The organism is Flavobacterium pectinovorum (assembly GCF_006438875.1).
Lineage (GTDB): Bacteria > Bacteroidota > Bacteroidia > Flavobacteriales > Flavobacteriaceae > Flavobacterium > Flavobacterium pectinovorum_A.
The window spans coordinates 78,460-98,031 of record NZ_RCZH01000011.1 but is presented as its reverse complement, the minus strand read 5'-3'; the positions used below and the strand labels follow the sequence as shown (position 1 = coordinate 98,031).

Below are 19,572 nucleotides of genomic sequence, written 5' to 3'. Positions count from 1 at the left end.
AATACTGGATGTGATTTCTCCTTCGTCGAAATGACAAACAAAAAAAGAAATTAAACAAAAACCTCAGTATCTTAGCCTCTCAGAACCTCAGTACCTTTCAAAAAAAATGAAATACATATCAGCCTTAATAATTCTGTTTATCCTAACAAGTTGTCAAATTACCGAAACCATTCAAATCAATCCGGACGGAAGCGGAACGATTGAAGTTGTGCAGCTTCGTAACGAAAATAGTTATATGCAATTGGCAGGAGATCAATATGCCCATGAAGAAATTTTTAAAGATACAAGTTATGTTTTTCAGGACTATATTAAGAAATATAACGAGACATTTTTGAAATACACGCCAACAGAACAGCAATTATTCCAAAAATATTCGAATGTAAAAGTGCATATAAAACAAAGCTCTTTCGAAAAAGAATTTAGAACCGTATTGTCATCTAATTTTAATAAAGTTTCAGAGATTCCGGATTTATACAAGACAGAAGATTATGCCAATGATATCAAATATAATTATGCTTTAACAGCCGAAAATCATTATTTCAACATACAATACAATTTTGACGGAACAGTTTTTAAACGATTAGTTTCCGTCACAAATCCAAAGGAACTTCAAAAAACAAAAAATCAATTTAAGAACGCTGATCCTAAATATAAGTCTTTAAAACTAACCCAATCTTATATTCTTAAATATCATTTTCCTAAGAAAATAAAATCGGTTTCAAACGAAAAGGCAAATATCAGTGCAGATAAAAAATCATTAACCTTAGAGTTTCAACTTTCAGATTGTTTGCAAAATCCTGAAATGACAAGTTTTGAGGTTGTTTTAGAGTAAGTTATGGGCCGCGGATTTTACGGATTTAAACGGGTTGAACGCAGGTTATTTCAGGTTTATCTTTGTCAAAGTTTTAAAGCAGTTCCGAAGAAACAAAATATATTGTAGGGATGGATTTCAATACATCTTCGCAAAGTTTAAACACATCTTGTTCATTTTGATCGAAGGGAGACCCGAGCGATGATGAACAGACGAAGTAAATCACATAAAGTAGTTTTGGTCGAAATGAACAAGATTGTGATCATTTTGTGTGAAATATTTTTTTAATGTTATCAAATTAAAGTTCCTTATAGTCAAAGTTTTAAAACTTTGACAAAGATCGTCGCTTCAAAAATAAAAAATCAGTGTTAGATTCGTTTAAATCCGTAAAATCCGTGGGCAATTTTTACATAAACAATTAAACATCTAAACGATTAACCAAATAAAATAGAGTTCGTATCTTTGATAAAAAATTAGTCCCTATGAAATTATATAAACTGCTTAGTTTTTCTTTTTTAATAGCAACATTAACAAGTTGCACCTTAACCGAAAACATTTACGTAAACGATAACGGAACTGGAAAGTTTTCTGTAGACATGGACGGTTCTTCTTTAATGGCAATGGCTGGCGACCAGCTTGGTGATCAAATGGGAGCCGATGCCAAGAAAAATATCGATACAACTTTTACTTTCAAACAATTATTTGAAGAGAAAAAAGACAGCATTGCAAAATTGTCTCCTGAAGCTCAAAAAGAACTTAAAAAACTGGAAAACTTTGTAGTAAATACAAAAATGAATGCCGAGAAAAAAGAGTTTTTAATGACGCTTTCTACTGATTTTAAAAACGTAAATGAGTTACAAGATGCATTGCAATCTATGAGTGCGCTTCAAAAATTAGAAGGCGGAGCAAATGCTGCAGCTCCTTTTAGTAAAGGATTAGGAGATAATAATAGTAAATTAAGTTATACCTATGACGGAAAGAAATTTACGCGTAAAGCAGTAATCGACAAGCAAAAACTGGCTGAAAAAGCAAAAGATTCTGCTGCGGATATGTCTAAAATGATTTTTGCGTCGTCAAACTATATTATAAAATATCATTTTCCTAAGCGAATCAAAAAGGTTTCAAACCCAAATGCTACGTTTAGTGAAGATCGAAAATCAATTACAATTCAATACCCTTTCACGGATTATATGGAGAATCCTGACAAACTCAACTTCGAAATCGAGTTTGAAAAATAATTAAAATGAACAAAAAAATTCAACTTCAGGATTTAGGAAGTAAAGACTATAAAGAAACCTGGGAATATCAGGAAGAACTTTTTAAGGACATAGTCGACTTAAAAATCAAAAATAGAAGAGAAGAACTTGATTTGCCAACGCCCAATTATTTACTATTTGTAGAACATCCACATGTTTATACGTTGGGAAAAAGTGGCGATTTAGAGAACCTGTTATTAAACGAAAAACAACTTGAGGCAAAAGGTGCAACCTTTTATAAAATCAATCGTGGCGGCGATATTACGTATCACGGACCGGGACAAATAGTAGGTTATCCGATTTTAGACCTTGAGAATTTCTTTACTGATATTCATAAATATCTACGTTTTCTGGAAGAATCAGTTATTCTGACATTGGCAGAATATGGATTGAAATCCGGAAGAAGCGAAGGTGAGACTGGGGTTTGGCTGGATGTTGGAACTCCGTTTGCGCGTAAAATTTGTGCACTTGGTGTTCGCGCTTCACGCTGGGTAACCATGCATGGATTTGCCTTGAATGTAAATGTAGATTTAGGTTATTTTGATAATATTATTCCGTGTGGAATTCGCGGAAAAGGTGTTACTTCATTGCAAGTAGAACTTGGTGTAGAAAGAGTTGACGAAGACGAAGTAAAAGCCAAAATCGTAAAACATTTGACGAATTTGTTTGAAGCAGAATTTGTTTCATAATATAAGATTTAAACACAGAGTACGCTAAGATTAATTTTACTTTACGTATAAAAAACACAAAGTTCACAAAGCTTTGTGTGATTTGGCTTTGTGAACTTTGTGTTTTTACAAAGTCTTTGGGGTAAAAAACTTTGTGTTCTCTGTGTTAAAACTGCACCTAACTACCTTTTAAAATATAAATAGTATGAAAAATGCTGAAGTAAATAACAATTTTAGAATTGCTGTTCCTTCAGCATTTGAAACTGTTTTTTCTCATTTTTATTTTGCCGAAAACAAAACGGCATTTCCTATTACAAAAACTTTATTACCTAGTTTTCAAACGATTCTTGTTTTTAACTTCGGGACAAAATCATCTTTAAAATCTGAGAAAAATTCTACTCTCGAAGTCGAAAAATGCATTGTTTTGGGACCCATAAAACAAGCATTTGATTATACTTTAGAACCCAATTCAGAGATTTTAGTCGCCAATTTTAAAGAAGATGCTTTTTATAGATTCTTCGGGAATGCACTTTTAACGCATTCATTGCCTATTCATCCGGATGTTTTAATTGCTGAGAATTGTTTTTCTGTTTTATGGGAAGAACTGAATAAATTATCTGATACAAAGGAACGTGTCGATTATATATTAGAATTCTGCAAACCTTATTTGAGAGAGCAAAATATCTTAACAACGCTTTTGGCCGATTTTAAAAATGAAAATTTAAATCCCATAAAAGCGATTGCGTCAAAAACCAATCAGTCAGAACGTAATATTCAATTGAATCAAAAGAAATTTTTCGGCTATACTATTAAAGAAATCAGTCGTTATGAACGGTTTTTGAAAGCTGTCGAAGCTATTCAGAAAGATATTTTAAGCAATTCTAAAACCGATTGGCTTTCTGTTGTAGATCAATGTGGTTATTATGATCAAAGCCAATTGATACATGATTTTAAATATTATATGAATATTTCTCCAACCAAGTTCCTGAAATTCCAAAATGACATTTGCAGTTCTAAATCTGAATAGATTGTTTGAATTTTGTAACTTTGTAAAATGGATAAGCTAGAAAGTATAGAAGATTTTTACCGAAAAAAACTCCTTTTTATGCCCGATAATCTCAAAAAAGAAATCGGTCATTTTAATGTTTTTGTATTGGATGATTTTATGGGCTGCAGCGCAAAACCTATTCCGTACAGCAGGAGAGATTATTTTAAGATCAGCCTGATTATCGGGAAGAACAAAGTACACTATGCAGACAAAATTGTAGAAATTGAAAAGCAGGTACTTTTCTTTGCCAATCCCCAAGTACCATACAACTGGGAACAATTAGAGGAACAGCAAACGGGCTTTTTTTGCGTGTTTACAGAAGCTTTTTTTCATCAGTTTGGCAATCTAAAAGAATATCCGGTTTTTAAACCCAACGGATCTCCCGTTTTTGCTATTGATGATGATCAGGTAGAAAAAATAAAAAGTATTTTTGAGCAAATGATTACCGAAATAAATTCTGATTATACCTATAAGTATGATGTCTTGCGCAATTTGGTTTTTGAATTGATCCACAGTGCCATGAAATTACAGCCGGCTAATATTTCTGTTACTCAGCATTCTAATGCTTCGAGCCGAATTTCGTCTTTGTTTCTGGAATTGCTCGAAAGACAATTTCCTATTGAAAATGCAAGACAGCGTTTTGGATTACGTTCGGCGGCTGATTTTGCCGATCAGTTGACTATTCATGTCAATCATCTTAATAGAGCTTTAAAAGAAACAACACAAAAAACGACTTCCGAGATTATTGCAGAACGCATTTTGCAGGAAGCAAAAATCCTTTTAAAACACACGGATTGGAATATCTCAGAAATCGCATATAGTTTGGGATTCGAAGAGCCAACTCACTTTAATAATTTCTTCAAGAAAAACATTCAGCTTACTCCACGACAATTTAGAACTGTTTGATTTTTGTAATTTATGGTTTGAATCACGTTAGCGCAAAGAACCGTTAGCGTCATACTTTTGTATTCTAATTAAAACACTATTAATATGGATACTAAAAAAGTATGGTTTATAACCGGAGCTTCAAAAGGTTTGGGCTTGAGTTTAGTAAATCAATTATTAAAAGCAGGTCAATATGTGGTTGCAACATCAAGAAATATTGATGATCTTATCAAAGTAACCAATTCTGATTCAGAAAATTTTCTTCCGTTAGCTGTTGATCTTAAAAATGATAAAGAGGTTGAGAAAGCAATTTCTCAAGCCGTGAAAAAATTCAACAGAATTGATGTTGTCATAAATAACGCCGGATATGGCATTGGCGGAAGCATCGAAGAATTAAATGACGAAGAAACACGTGCAAGTTTTGATGTAAATGTTTTTGGCACTTTAAACGTGATTAGAAATGTTATGCCTTATTTAAGAGCACAAAAATCAGGGCATATTATTAATATTTCTTCAATTGCAGGATTTACCGGAGCAACAGGATGGGCAGTTTATTCGGCATCAAAAGCTGCGGTTATTGGTTTATCTGAAGTTTTGGCCGAAGATGTGAAATCTTTCGGCATCAAAGTTACTGTCGTTGCACCGGGAGCATTCCGAACCAATTTTCTTAAACCTGATTCGCTTACATTACCCCAAAACACTATTTCAGAATACGAGGAGGTCAGAAATTCTCATGCCCGATATTTAAAAATGGATGGAGAACAAATTGGTGATCCTGAAAAAGCCGCTGCTGCTATGATTGCAATTGTTGCAATGCCGGAACCTCCTTTACATCTTTTGCTTGGGAACGATGCTTATCAGCGTGCAAATGCTAAAATTCAATCTTTGGAAAAAGAGTTTAAGCAATGGGAAACAATTACAAATGCTACAAGTTTTACAAACTAATTAAATTAAAAAAATGGATATAAATAAAGTATGGTTCGTAACTGGAGCCTCAAAAGGTTTAGGATTAACTTTGGTTAAAAAATTATTGGCAAACGGATATAAAGTTGCTGCAACTTCAAGAGATGTAAATGCATTAATTACTGAAATTGGCGCAACATCAGATCACTTTTTACCTATAGCAATGGATATTGTGACGGAAAGCAGTGTTCAAAAAGCAGTTCAAGAAACGATTAGTCATTTTAAAACTATTGATGTAGTGGTAAATAATGCTGGTTATGGTCAAATTGGTACTTTAGAAGAACTTTCGGACGAAGAATCAAGACGTAATTTTGATGTAAATGTATTTGGTTTATTAAATGTAATTCGAAATACTATGCCACATTTCAGAGCAAATAAATCAGGACATTTCTTTAATATTTCATCAATTGGTGGATATCACGGTGGTTTTCCAGGTTGGGGAATTTATTGTTCTACAAAATTTGCCGTTTCAGGTTTAACGGAAGGTTTGCAGGCAGAAGCAAAAGCTTTTGGCGTAAATGTGACTTTGGTTTATCCGGGGTATTTTAGAACTAACTTTTTATCTGCAGATTCAATGGGATTGCCTAAAAATCCAATTGCTGATTATGAAGAAGCACGTCAATCTGTTTTGGCGCATCAAAATGAAATTAACGGAAATCAGCCTGGAGATCCTGAAAAAGCAGTTAATGCCTTGATTCAAATCAGCAAGGAGAAAAATCCGCCGCTTCATTTGTTTTTAGGACAAGATGCCTATGATATGGCAAACAGCAAAATTGAAATTGTGAAAACAGATTTAGCAAACTGGAAAGATTTGACTATTTCTACATCATTTTAATTCACAATTAAACCGAGCACAATGTCATTAAGTTAAGGGGGAATCTATCAAATTACTTAACAGTTTAATCCAGAAAGTAATTAGAAAAATCCGTTTTTATCAGCGTTTTTGCTTTAGCGAACAGTAAAATCAGCGTCTAATTTTGACGCGGATAAAACAGATTTACTTTGTAAAAACGCGGATAAAAACGGATTTGCTATTTCGTGAAAACTAGATTTCGTTTTCTTACAATTGTGGCCAAATCTTCGGTTATACATTTGTCATGTTCAATCTTTAAAAATAGAAAACATGAAAAATTTAATTATTTATGCGCATCCAAATTCAGCAAGTTTAAACCATTTCTTCAAAGAAACAGTTGTTGAAAGTCTAGAAAAATCAGGGCAGGAAGTTGTTGTTCGTGATTTAAATCAAATCAATTTTAATCCGGTTTTTTCTTTAGAAGATATGAACGGACAACGCATGGGCAAAGTGGTAAATGATGTACAAACAGAACAGGATTATATCACCTGGGCAGATCAGCTTATTTTTGTTTACCCGATTTGGTGGACTGGAATGCCGGCAATTATGAAAGGTTTTATTGATCGTGTTTTTAGTTATGGATTTGCTTATCGATATGATCAGGGCGTTCAAAAAGGATTACTGACAGGGAAAAAAGCGATCATTATCAATTCGCATGGAAAATCAAATTCAGAATATGAAGCGATCGGAATGGATAAAGCTTTGGCGTTAACTTCTGATACGGGAATTTTCAATTACTGCGGACTGGAAATTCAAGAACACTTTTACTTTGATAAAGCGGATAGGGCTTCTGCCGAAAATATTTTGGAGTGGGAAAATCAAATTAAAGCTACGTTCACGAATATAAATGAAGTTTCTGTTTTGAGATAGGAGTTTGTTTTTGAAATAAAAGATGTCAAAAATTATTGGATTTCTATCCTGATTTTGAATTGATGCTAAATTATGGAAACGTTGTAATTCTTTGATGTTTTTATGGTAAATTTGGGTTAATACTTCTAAAAAGCTTTAACTAAATTTAAAAACTTATGAGAAAAATCTACTTTGTCTGCTTCCTTTTTATGCTTAATGGTCTTTTTGCTCAAAAGAAAGATAAATTAAATCCAATTGTAGTTTATGAAAAAGTATGGCTGGAACATAATAGTGATACGCGGCTAAAATTAATAAAAACTATTTGGCTGGACGACAGTACTTTTGAGGATCCTTCGGCATCTATTAAGGGCGGGGTTGCCTTAAATAATGTGATAAACGAGTTCTATAAAAAATTTCCGGATGCTGTAATAACGTCGGGCCCAAAAGTTGTAAAAGACAATTATGTAAGTTGGGATTGGAAAATTCTGGACTCAAAAAATAAACTTATAATGGGTGGACGTGATTTTGCGCGACTCAATGGAAAGGGTCAGGTGAGTAAAATTATTGGTTTTTGGGATTCAGAAGTTACATTGTCAGAGTCTGAAATTTTGAAAAATCTGGAAACAGATAATTTTAAAGTTGTGGCGCAATATTATGAAGGTCTCTTTAAAACCAGAAATTTTACGGCAATGTCTGCTTTAATAGAAGAAGGTGCAATTTACAGTCAAGCCGCAGGTTTACCTTATGGAGGAACTTATAAAGGTTTTGATGAATGGACTAAAATGTATGCAAAATCAAGCGAATTTTTTGATTTGGAAATAGAAAAAGAACCAGTTTATTTTAGCGATGTTACCAAAAATGAAGTAATAATTTATTTTACAATAAAGTGCAAAGCAAAGAAATCCGGCAAAACGCTTTTGATGCCAATTTCAGAACATTTCGATTTAAAAAATGGTAAAATTACTGCTGTCAAACCTTTCTATTTTGATACAAAACAATTTGCTGAATTCTTAAAGAGTAAAAGATAAGATTGTAATAGAATCGATTTTAAGGGATCGAAATTTAAGGGAAATATAAATGAGAAAGGCTTATCAGATTTGATAAGCCTTTCTTGTTTTATTTTAGAAATCAAACTCTAATTGATCCGGCAAAAGTCTGAAACTCATGCGGTGGTATTTTGTAGGGCCATATTTTTTAATGGCTTCCCGATGTTCTTTAGTTGGATAGCCTTTGTTTTTTTTCCAGTTATACATCGGAAATTCTTCATGGATTTGATCCATATATTCATCGCGATATGTTTTTGCCAGGATAGAAGCAGCAGCAATACTCAAAAACTTGGCATCGCCTTTTATGATACTTTGGTTGGGAATTGATTTTAAGAGTTCTATTTCGGTTGTAGAAAATTGTTTACCAACTATATTTTTTAAACCCAGTTTTGCATTCAAGGAACGATTTCCGTCAACAATAATAAATTCGGGAACCTGATTTAATTTTAAAATGCATTCCTGCATTCCTTTCATCGAAGCGTTTAGAATGTTTATTTCATCAATTTCGGCAGGAAATAAATGCGTAACTGCGAAGCAAACTGCATGCTTTTCAATAATTGGTTTTAAAAAAAATCTTGTTTTTTCAGACAGTTGTTTGCTGTCATTTAAGGTTTCATGCTCAAAATCAACGGGCAAAATTATTGCAGCAGCCGTTACAGGTCCTGCGAGACAACCACGACCGGCTTCATCAGTTCCAGTTTCGAAAATAAATCCAGAGAAATTTTTTGCAAGCATTTTTCAAATTTTAAAAGGCAAATATTAAACTTTTTTTCTAAAAATCAGGAATCGAAACAGACGAAATGATGATAACGGGGATGTATTTCTCCTTTTTTAAAAAAAAATCCATTTTTTTTTTAAACTCCAAATAAGTTTTATAAGTCTCAGATACACTGCGGTTTATAGACTATTGTTGTAAACTATTGTTTATATAAAGCTAAAAAAGTAAGAAAAATTTCAATATTTAACATTGCTTAAATTGCTATTGTAAGAAATTAATTTCATTTTTGTTAATTATTAACCGAAAAATAACTTAAGATGGGATTAAAATTTACACGTATTTTAACATTCTTAACAATGTTAATGATGCAATTGTCTTTTGCACAGGAAAGAACTATTTCTGGAGTTGTTTCAGATAATAACGGACCAATTCCCGGAGTGAATGTCACTGTAAAAGGCACAAAAAATAGTGCTCAAACAGATTTGGATGGCAAATTTGCTGTTAAGGCAAAAACTGGTGATGCATTGGTATTTTCTTATATGGGAATGCAGGACGCTATAGTGACTGTGGGAAATTCATCGACGGTTAATACCAAGATGAAAGAAGATGGAAAGGAGCTGGATGAAGTTGTGGTTGTGGCTTATGGTAATGCAAAAAAAGCTTCTTATACAGGTTCAGCGACTCAAATTAAATCAGAACAACTTGAAAATAGGCCTTTAACCAATGCACTTTCAGTTTTAGAAGGAAGTACTTCGGGAGTTCAGGTTCAAAGTTCAGCAGGACAGCCAGGATCAGCGCCAGCAATAAGAATAAGAGGTTTTAGTTCTGTTAATGGTTCGAATACGCCATTGTATATTGTGGATGGGGTTCCATTTTCGGGAGATATTAGTAATATAAACTCAAATGATATTGAGAGTTTAACGGTTTTAAAAGATGCTTCTTCAACATCTCTTTACGGATCAAAAGCAGCAAATGGAGTAATAATAATTACGACAAAAACGGGGAAATCACTTAAAGATAAATTCTCTCTAAATATGAGTACTGGTTTGACTTCACGATCTATTAAAGATTATAAAAGGGTAGATGCATATCAATATTATCCTTTAGAATGGGAAGCAATAAGAAATAGCCGTCCAATGGCTACGCAAGCGCAAATTGATGCAGCTAATATTTATGCATCTGGCAGAGTGGGAACGGTTTTGGTTACAAATCCGTTTAATGTTCCAATTGGCAGTGTTGTGGGTACTGATGGAAAATTAAATCCTAATGCACAATTATTATATCCTCATGATTTAGACTGGGAAAAACAATTGGAAAGAGCCGGTATTCGTCAAAATATAGATTTTTCGTATCAGGGCAGATCGGAAAAATCAAATTACTTTGCTTCTTTAGGGCACCTTAATGAAGAGGGATATATACGAAATTCAGGCTTCGAAAGAACAACAGGACGTTTGAATTTAAATACAAGTTTAAACAACTGGTTTAAAACCGGAATGAATATTTCAGGGACTTTAACTAATTCTAAATTAGGAACTGATGGCGTAGCCAATACAAATTCTTTCAACAATCCATTTCGAACAATAAGATATATGGGGCCAATTTATCCTGTTTTTGATCACACAGAAAATGGTGATTATGTTTTAGATGAGAATGGTAATAAAGTATATTCTACAACTCGTGGCAGCGGAGCTTCTAACGGTCGAAATGTAGTATATGAAACACTAAATAATACAGATGTTAAAAAGGGATTAGCTCTTTCAGGAAGAACTTTTTTCGAAATAAGTTTTCTGAAAGATTTCAAATTCACAACAAATGCTTCTATTGATAAAACGTATTCTAATAGAACTTATTCCTATAATACTCAAATAGGTGATGGGGCACCTACCGGATTAATGGCTAAAGAGGATAGGATATTTACGGGTGTGACTTATAATCAATTATTAAATTATTCCAAAAAAATAGGAAGGCATTCTATTACTGCATTGTTGGGGCATGAAAGTTTTGATTATGAAAGAAATTGGACCACGGGTGTAAAGACAGGTCAGGTTTCGCCAGATAATATAGAATTCATCAATTATGCTACAACTACTGCTTTAGAATCTATTACGAGAAATTATTCAACTGAATCTTATTTTTCGAGAGTTGGATATGATTATAGGGATAAATATATTCTTTCAGGATCGTTGCGTAGAGATTCATCATCAAAATTTGCAAAGGATAACCAGTGGGGTAATTTTTGGTCTTTTAGCGGAGCTTGGATAGTTTCTAAAGAAAGTTTTGTTAAAGAAGTTACGTGGGTAAATGATTTGAAGTTAAGGGCTTCAATAGGACAGGTTGGTAATGATTCTCATATTGCTTCTGATAGAGATGAAGATGGTACGGAAACGAAAGGCTTAAATTATTATATAGGTCAATCTACTTATAAATTAGGTAATGATAATGGCAGTGAAGGCGGGGTGATAATATATGGTTCAGCAGCACCAGATTTGAAATGGGAAGTTAATACTCAAAAAGATATTGCCGTAGAGTTTGGATTGTTTAAGAATAGACTTAGGGGAAGTGTTGAGTATTATAATAGAAATACTGATGGGCTTATTTTTGATGTTCCCAATGCATTGTCTTCAGGTTTAGATTATAGAGTTGAAAATATTGGATCGATGGTGAATAAAGGTTTTGAGATTTCTTTAGACGGTATAATCCTTAAGACAAATGATTTTTTCTGGAGTTTAAATATAAATGCATCAACGATAAGTAATAAACTTACCAAGTTGCCACAAAAGGAAATTATCGATGGAAATAAGAAACTTACAGTAGGTAGTTCGATTTATGATTACTGGTTAAGAAGTTGGTATGGTGTGGATCCGGCGGATGGCTATGCTTTATATGTTGCAGACGCTGATAAAATGATTGCAAACGATCCTACCGGAAGAGTTGTAAATGGTGTGAATGTAACTACCGATCAAAACAAGGCTTTATTTCATTATGCAGGATCAGCAATACCAGATTTATTTGGAAGCTTTGGTAATACTTTTAAATATAAAGGAATTCAATTAGACGTTATGTTCTCTTACCAAATAGGAGGCGAAATGTACGATTCAAATTATTCCACTTTAATGCATACAGGGAATAATTACGGGTCGGCTTTAAGCACAGATATTCTTGACAGATGGCAAAAACCAGGAGATATTACAAATGTGCCCCGATTAGATGTAAGTAGAAATACCCAGTCTAGTGCAGTTTCGGATAGATGGTTAAAAGGATCTGATTATCTAGCGCTAAGACAGATTAATTTATCCTATAAATTACCTTCTGATTTAATATCCAAATTAGCTATTGATAATGCAACTGTGTATGTAAATGGAGAAAATTTATTGCTGTTTACTAAACGTCAGGGAATGGATCCAACTCAAACTTTTAATGGAACAACTCAAAACAGGTATATTCCATCAAGAGTAATTACGTTAGGTTTTAATTTAAATTTTTAATAATATGAAGTCAAATTATATAAAACAAGTACTCTTTATAATTATAAGCGCATTTCTAGGGTCTTGTTCAGCGGATTTTTCAGAAAAAAGACCAACAGAGTTTGTAGACTACGATGGCGCGACAAAAACGACTGAAAACTTAATGACCCTTTTAAATGGTATTCATAGATCTTTGTATATTACATATGAAACTAATCAAAACGAAAGTGGTTTAGGAGGATTGATGCAACAAACAGATATTGTAGGAGAAGATGTTGTATTTCCTGTGACAAATGGTTGGTTTTTGCTAGTGTATAATTGGAGCGGGTTAAGCAGTGAAAACTCTCAGGATATTCGTTTTCCTTATAGAACATACTACAGAATAATTAGAAATGCCAATACAATAATAAATGCCACAGATGTCGCTATTGGATCAGTTGCTGATAAAAATATTGTAAAAGGGCAAGCTCTTTTGTATCGTGCATTTTGTCATTTTCAATTGGTACAATTATATGGAAAGAGGTATGTAAACGGAGAAACGAATTCTCAACCGGGAGTTCCGATTATTTTGACTGTAGGAAATGAAAACCTGCCACGGGCTACTGTAGAAGAAGTGTATGCTCAAATTAATAAAGATTTAGAGGAAGCAGATATTTTATTAGTAGGATATTCAAAACCAAATAATTCTCACTTGAATCTAAAGGTGGCTCAGGGATTAAAAGCCCGTGTCGCTTTAACTCAGGGAGATTGGGCTGTTGCTGCCGATTATGCGAACAAAGCCAGGTCAGGAATGACTTTAATGTCTGTAACAGAATATGGAGAAGGCTTTAATGATTACAATAACAAAGAATGGATGTGGGGTAGCCATATTAATGAAGTTCAAACACAATATTTCGGAAACTTTGGAGCATATATGTCTAGAAACTTTAGTTCGACGGTTATTCGTTCTTGCCCAAAAGCAATAAATAGTAAATTATATAATTTGATTCCGTCAACAGATGTACGTTCAACTCTTTTTAGTAAAGATGGTAAGCATCCGGGTCTTGATTTAGGAAGTGCTTTTGCTAAATTCCCTTATACAAGTCAAAAATTCTTGTCAGTGAGTACTGGAGATAGCAGATGTGATGTTCCATATATGCGTGCTGCCGAAATGTATCTTATCGAAGCAGAAGCTAAAGCAAGATTAGGGCATGCTGATGCAGCAAAAATTCTTTTTGATTTTGAGAAAGCAAGAGATCCTGATTATGTTTTATCTATTAATACAGGGCAAGCTTTGGTTGATGAAATCTTAATGCAAAGACGAATAGAATTATGGGGAGAAGGATTTAGATTTTTTGATTTAAAAAGAACAAATGCCTCTTTAGACAGAACAGGAGCAAATCATGATTCAGGAATTACAAACGGAATAATGATTGTGCCACCGACAGATAAAAGATGGCAATGGTTAATTCCAAAAGCAGAAATCAACGCAAACCCATTAGTTAAACAAAACGAACTTTAATTTACAGAACCCTCAATCACTTTTGATTGAGGGTTTTTTTATTAAAACGGTCTTTGATATTAAAAACTACCCAATACTAAAAGTATTTTTTTATACGTTTTTATCTTTTACCTTTGCTTGATAAATTTTATCGAAATAATTACCTATAAAGCCATCAAATGAGAATATTCATTTTTCTATATCTATTAGTTGTACCAACTTTATTGTTTTCTCAAGAAAAAATCGTTCCTAAAAATGGTTTAGACATGAACACAAAATATTCTAGTATAACGGATACTTTAAAGAAGAAAAAATCGTTAGTAGCGACTATTGATCAATACCAAATCATTGCCTTGGAACATGATACAACATATGCAGACACTTCACTGACATTAAAAAGTGCCTATAGACAAAATCATCTTAGAAAAGATACTTTTGGATTGTTACCTTTCTCAAATATTGGACAGAATTACAATACATTGCAATATAATTTAACTAGTTTTTCGCCTTATCCTGAAATTGGATTCAAGGCAAAACATTTTAATTATATGGAAGCAAACGAAATTAAATATTACTCAGCTGCAACCCCGTTAACCGAATTATTTTTTAATACAACAATAAATAAAGGACAAAACGTAGACTCATTTATTACACTAAACACATCCAAAAATCTTAACTTCTCTATTGCTTACAGAGGTTTACGTTCAGAGGGAGATTATATAAACCAGTTGGTAAGTGCCGGAAATTTTAGGTTTACAACAAGTTATGCAACTACAGACAGAAGATATGCTTTAAATGCTCATTTTGTTTCTCAGGATATTTCTAATGAAGAAAATGGCGGAATAACAACGCCAACAGATTTTGAAAGTGACAATAAAGATTATAAAAATCGTCAGCGTTTACAAGTCTATCTTACAGATGCCAAGTCATTTTTAAAAGGAAGACGTCTGTTTTTTGATCATGCTTTCAGAATAAATCCAACAAACGGAAGTAATAATTTATATATAACACATCAGTTTAATTACGAATATAAATTTTTCGAATACAATCAGCCAACAGTTATTTCTACAGTAGATGGAGAACCGGTTGAACGTTTTGGAGAGTCTTATGCAACAAGTAATATTAATGATCAGACTCGTTTTGAAAAATTATACAATAAAGTTGGAGCTACTTATGAAAATTCTCTATTAGGGAAATTCAACTTTTTTATAGACGATTACAGATCAAATTATAAATATGACAGGATTATTGTTTTTAAAGATGGAAGAACAATTCCGGATAATATATATCAACAGATTAATAATTTTGGAGGACAATATGAATATCAAAAAAACAAATGGAATGGTCGTTTTTTATATTCAAGATCAATCACAGATGTATCACTTTCTGACTTAGATGCTAAATTAAGATACAATCTGAATGATAAAATACAATTTGATTTTAGATATAGAAACGTCAATAAATTGCCAAACAACAATTACAATTTATATCAAAGCAGTTACGTAAAATACAATTGGTCACATAGTTATAAGAACGAAAAGATCAATACACTTAGTGCAAATGTTTTTACACCCTGGCTGAATGCTGAGGTTGAATATTCTGTTTTAAAAGATCATTTGTATTTTGCCGATGTTTCATCACCACTGGAGATTGCGAATCAAATTGAAATTATAAACCCGGCGCAATATGGAAATGCAATTAATTATCTGACTATAAAAGCAAGCAGAGAGTTTAAATTTGGACCTTTTGGTTTTGACAATACACTTTTATATCAAAAAGTAGATCAATCTGATTTGATTTTAAATGTGCCTGATTTTGTGACCAGAAATACATTTTATTATTCAGGATATTTCTTCAAGAAAGCTCTATACATGCAAACCGGAGTAATATTTAATTATTTTACCAAGTATTATGGTAACGGTTACAATCCTGTTGTGGGAGAATTTTTTATTCAGAAAAACGAGAAAATTGGTGGTTATCCATTATTTGATTTATTCGTAAATGCAAGAATTCGCCAGACTCGATTTTATTTAAAAGCAGAACATGTAAATGCTATATTTTCTAAAAGCGATTATTTTTCAGCACCTAATAACCCTTATCGTGATTTTGTTATCCGATTTGGTTTAGTTTGGAATTTCTTCCAATAAAATTAGATTCTTATTACATTAAAAACCAAATATTAAATTAAATAGAAATGGACTTTTCAAAAAACATTTTAGAAACAATTGGTAATACACCATTGGTAAAACTCAACAAAATTGTTGCTGAAATTGATGCCTTGGTATTGGCAAAAGTCGAAACTTTTAATCCGGGGAATTCTGTAAAAGACAGAATGGCCGTAAAAATGATTGAAGACGCAGAGGCAGATGGCAGATTAAAACCCGGAGGAACTATTATCGAGGGAACTTCCGGAAATACCGGAATGGGATTAGCTCTTGTAGCAATCATAAAAGGATACAAGTTAATTTGTGTAATATCAGATAAACAGTCTAAAGAAAAAATGGATATTTTGCGTGCAGTTGGTGCAAAAGTAGTAGTTTGTCCTACTGATGTTGAGCCTACTGATCCACGTTCTTATTATTCAGTTTCAAAGCGTCTGGCTTCTGAAACACCAAACTCATGGTATGTAAACCAATACGATAATATGTCTAATTCATTGGCACATTATGAGCAAACCGGACCGGAAATCTGGAAACAGACGGATGGTAAAATTACTCATTTTGTGGTTGGAGTAGGAACTGGAGGAACGATCTCAGGAGTTGGAAGATACTTGAAAGAAAAAAATCCAAATATTAAAATTTGGGGAATTGACACGTATGGATCTGTTTTTAAAAAATACCATGAAACGGGAATTTTTGATGAAAATGAAATCTATTCTTATATAACCGAAGGAATTGGAGAAGACATTTTACCTAAGAATGTTGACTTTTCATTAATTGACGGTTTTACAAAAGTAACTGATAAAGATGCTGCGGTTTATACTAGAAAAATTGCCCTTGAAGAAGCTATTTTTGTTGGGAATTCTGCCGGAGCTTGTGTTAAAGGCTTGTTGCAGTTAAAAGAGCATTTTAAACCAGAGGATGTTGTAGTAGTTCTTTTTCACGATTCAGGAAGTCGTTATGTTGGTAAAATGTTTAATGACGATTGGATGCGTGAGCGTGGATTCTTAGAAGAAAACGTAACTAAAGCCGAAGACGTAATTAAGGATCATATCGACAAACAATTGATCGTTGTTCGTACAGAAGAATTGGTTTCGCACGCAATTGAACGTATGCGTAAATATAAAATATCACAGATTCCGGTTGTAGATATTAACGGATTTGTTGGTTCTGTTGACGAAACAGACTTGTTTAGAAGTTATGTAGCGGATAAAAACGTAGCCGAAAAACCAATTAAAGAAGTAATGGGAAAACCATTTCCCATTGTAAAATTAGGAACTCCAATAGAGGAAGTTTCTAAATTGTTTACCAAAGAAAATGATGCTGTTTTAGTAGATCTTGAAAATGGAAGTCATCATATTATTACAAAGTATGATATCATTGGATCAATAAAATAAAAGATAGTTTATAATTTTATAAAACCATAAATCTAATTATTGAGATCAGATTTATGGTTTTTTTTAGCTTAATTAAATTTTAAAATGAACTTTACCGCAATAGATTTTGAAACTGCGACTGGACATCATCCATGTTCTGTTGGAATTGTTACCGTACAAAACGGAATAATTGTAGATGAGTTTGTTACTTTGATTAAACCACCTAATAACGAATATAATCCGTTTACGATTCGGGTTCATGGTATTTATCCGAAGGATACAATTAATGCCAAATCATTTTTGCAAGTTTATCCCGAAATTGAAAGAAGATTAAAAAACAGAGTGATAGTGGCGCATAACGAAAGTTTTGATCGGAATGTTCTAAGTAAATCAATGGCACTGCACGGTTTAAACTATGAAGATTTAAATATAGCTTCTAAATGGGAATGTACGGTCAAAATTTATAAAGCAAAAGGTTTAAAACCTACAAAACTAAGTGATTGTTGTAGGGAAATGAAGATTCAGTTGAGTCATCATGAGGCATTATCTGATGCCAGGGCATGTGCTAAGTTGTATTTGTTGAAATAAAAAACAATATAATTGTAAGATTAGTATTATTTTTTGATTAGATTTAGGCTTTTATAAATCATCATAAAAGCCAATAAATGAAAGAAGATTTTCTTCATTATCTCTGGAAATTCAAGAAGTTTGAAACCTTGAATTTAAGAACTACACAAAATGAATCTGTCACTATTATTAAAACAGGAGATTATTTAGAACTTTCTGGTCCTGATTTCTTTAATGCTCAAATTAAAATTGGAGATCAAAAATGGGCTGGAAATATCGAGATCCATATTAAATCTTCTGATTGGTATGTACATCATCACGAAAAAGATAGCGCATACGAAAATGTAATTTTGCATGTCGTTTGGGAGCATGATGCGGAAATATATAGAGAAAACAATATCGAAATTCCGGTTTTAGTTTTAAAAAACTATGTTTCGTCTGAGGTACTATCTTCTTATAAATCGCTTCTTACTCCCAAATCATGGATATTCTGCGAAAGACAAATTTCTCAAATTGATGATTTTGTATTTAAAAACTGGAAGGAAAGACTGTTTTTTGAAAGATTAGAGCGTAAATCAAAATTCATCTACGATTTGCTCGAAGAAACAAAACAAGATTGGGAAGCTGTTTTATTCTGTTTATTAGCAAAGAATTTTGGATTAAATACAAATGGCGTTTCTTTCTTGCAAATAGCTAAGGCTATTCCGTTTTCAGTAATCCGAAAAGAAAGTTTCGAAGTAGAAAATCTGGAAGCATTACTTTTAGGAACTGCCGGTTTACTGGATAAGGACGGAGAAGATGTTTATTTTACAGATTTGAAAATTAGATATTTTTATCTTCTGAATAAATATCAGTTTGAAAAATGTCATATTGATTACGTTCAGTTTTTCAAACATCGGCCGGATAATTTTCCAACAATTCGACTTTCGCAATTGGCAAATTTGTATGCAAAACATCAAAATTTATTTTCTAAGATAATAAATCTAAAGTCGGTCAGGGAAGTGTACAACTTGCTTGGTGTTTCTGCTAGTTCGTATTGGCAAAACCATTATCAGTTTGATAAAGAAAGTCCGAAGAAAGCAAAACATTTATCGAAAGCATTCCTGGATTTGGTAATTATAAATACCATTATTCCGCTTCAATTTGCATATTTCACAACAATGGGCGAAACAATTTCTGAAGATTTAATTGAGTTTATGGATGAAGTTGCACCGGAAAACAATACGATTATAAGTAAGTTTAAATCTTTTGGGATTCTTTCTAAAAATGCTTTTGAAACTCAAACTTTATTAGAACTTAAAAATGAATATTGTAACAAAAAAGCATGTTTAAAATGCGCATTGGGAATGGAATTACTGAAAAGTAATTAGTTAATTAGAAAATGTGTCAATTAGATAATTTTGTACATTTGTCATTCTAAGCAATGTCG

At 32.7% G+C, this 19,572-nt stretch carries 16 protein-coding genes; 15 read left to right on the top strand and 1 reads right to left on the bottom strand.

Going from position 1 to position 19,572, the window contains the following annotated elements:
- Positions 1–106 precede the first annotated feature (106 nt).
- The 9 genes from EAH81_RS16760 to EAH81_RS16720 all read left to right on the top strand — a co-directional run bounded on the left by EAH81_RS16760 (position 107) and on the right by EAH81_RS16720 (position 8,361).
- Positions 107–832 (top strand): hypothetical protein, encoded by a 726-nt coding sequence (locus tag EAH81_RS16760; protein ID WP_140509191.1) that lies wholly within the window; start codon positions 107–109, stop codon positions 830–832.
- Between the two features lie 461 nt (positions 833–1,293).
- Positions 1,294–2,049 carry a hypothetical protein gene (locus tag EAH81_RS16755; protein ID WP_140509189.1) on the top strand — a complete coding sequence of 252 codons (756 nt, stop codon included), beginning with the start codon at positions 1,294–1,296 and terminating at the stop codon, positions 2,047–2,049.
- Positions 2,050–2,054: 5 nt separating this feature from the next.
- On the top strand, positions 2,055–2,756 hold the full coding sequence (gene lipB / locus EAH81_RS16750; RefSeq protein WP_140509187.1) for a lipoyl(octanoyl) transferase LipB: 702 nt from the start codon (positions 2,055–2,057) through the stop codon (positions 2,754–2,756).
- 184 nt (positions 2,757–2,940) lie between these two features.
- Positions 2,941–3,762 (top strand): AraC family transcriptional regulator, encoded by an 822-nt coding sequence (locus tag EAH81_RS16745; RefSeq protein WP_140509185.1) that lies wholly within the window; start codon positions 2,941–2,943, stop codon positions 3,760–3,762.
- A 27-nt stretch (positions 3,763–3,789) separates the two neighbouring features.
- The gene (locus EAH81_RS16740) at positions 3,790–4,689 is read left to right on the top strand and encodes a helix-turn-helix domain-containing protein (RefSeq protein ID WP_140509183.1); all 900 of its coding nucleotides are present in this window, start codon (positions 3,790–3,792) and stop codon (positions 4,687–4,689) included.
- Between the two features lie 84 nt (positions 4,690–4,773).
- Entirely contained in the window at positions 4,774–5,613 is an 840-nt protein-coding gene (locus tag EAH81_RS16735; protein ID WP_140509181.1) for an oxidoreductase, read from the top strand.
- Positions 5,614–5,626: 13 nt separating this feature from the next.
- Complete coding sequence (locus EAH81_RS16730; RefSeq protein WP_140509179.1) at positions 5,627–6,466, top strand: SDR family NAD(P)-dependent oxidoreductase; 840 nt, start codon at positions 5,627–5,629, stop codon at positions 6,464–6,466.
- A gap of 288 nt (positions 6,467–6,754) precedes the next feature.
- Positions 6,755–7,354 carry an NAD(P)H-dependent oxidoreductase gene (locus tag EAH81_RS16725; RefSeq protein WP_140509177.1) on the top strand — a complete coding sequence of 200 codons (600 nt, stop codon included), beginning with the start codon at positions 6,755–6,757 and terminating at the stop codon, positions 7,352–7,354.
- A 155-nt stretch (positions 7,355–7,509) separates the two neighbouring features.
- Positions 7,510–8,361: a nuclear transport factor 2 family protein gene (locus EAH81_RS16720; RefSeq protein ID WP_140509175.1), complete on the top strand. Its 852-nt coding sequence runs from the start codon at positions 7,510–7,512 to the stop codon at positions 8,359–8,361.
- Positions 8,362–8,454: 93 nt separating this feature from the next.
- On the opposite strand, the gene EAH81_RS16715 is transcribed toward EAH81_RS16720, so the two are convergent.
- On the bottom strand, positions 8,455–9,114 hold the full coding sequence (locus EAH81_RS16715; protein WP_140509173.1) for a ribonuclease HII: 660 nt from the start codon (positions 9,112–9,114) through the stop codon (positions 8,455–8,457).
- A 300-nt stretch (positions 9,115–9,414) separates the two neighbouring features.
- Between EAH81_RS16715 and EAH81_RS16710 the strand changes: the two genes are divergently transcribed.
- The 6 genes from EAH81_RS16710 to EAH81_RS16685 all read left to right on the top strand — a co-directional run bounded on the left by EAH81_RS16710 (position 9,415) and on the right by EAH81_RS16685 (position 19,513).
- Complete coding sequence (locus EAH81_RS16710; RefSeq protein WP_140509171.1) at positions 9,415–12,582, top strand: SusC/RagA family TonB-linked outer membrane protein; 3,168 nt, start codon at positions 9,415–9,417, stop codon at positions 12,580–12,582.
- A 4-nt stretch (positions 12,583–12,586) separates the two neighbouring features.
- Positions 12,587–14,062 carry a RagB/SusD family nutrient uptake outer membrane protein gene (locus EAH81_RS16705; RefSeq protein ID WP_140509169.1) on the top strand — a complete coding sequence of 492 codons (1,476 nt, stop codon included), beginning with the start codon at positions 12,587–12,589 and terminating at the stop codon, positions 14,060–14,062.
- Positions 14,063–14,220: 158 nt separating this feature from the next.
- A complete protein-coding gene (locus EAH81_RS16700; RefSeq protein WP_140509167.1) occupies positions 14,221–16,188 on the top strand; it encodes a putative porin in 1,968 nt (655 codons plus the stop codon).
- A 47-nt stretch (positions 16,189–16,235) separates the two neighbouring features.
- Entirely contained in the window at positions 16,236–17,597 is a 1,362-nt protein-coding gene (locus EAH81_RS16695; RefSeq protein ID WP_140509165.1) for a pyridoxal-phosphate dependent enzyme, read from the top strand.
- Between the two features lie 84 nt (positions 17,598–17,681).
- Positions 17,682–18,164, top strand: coding sequence for a 3'-5' exonuclease (locus EAH81_RS16690; protein WP_140509163.1), 483 nt, complete (start codon positions 17,682–17,684; stop codon positions 18,162–18,164).
- Positions 18,165–18,241: 77 nt separating this feature from the next.
- On the top strand, positions 18,242–19,513 hold the full coding sequence (locus tag EAH81_RS16685; RefSeq protein ID WP_140509161.1) for a DUF2851 family protein: 1,272 nt from the start codon (positions 18,242–18,244) through the stop codon (positions 19,511–19,513).
- Positions 19,514–19,572: the final 59 nt, after the last annotated feature.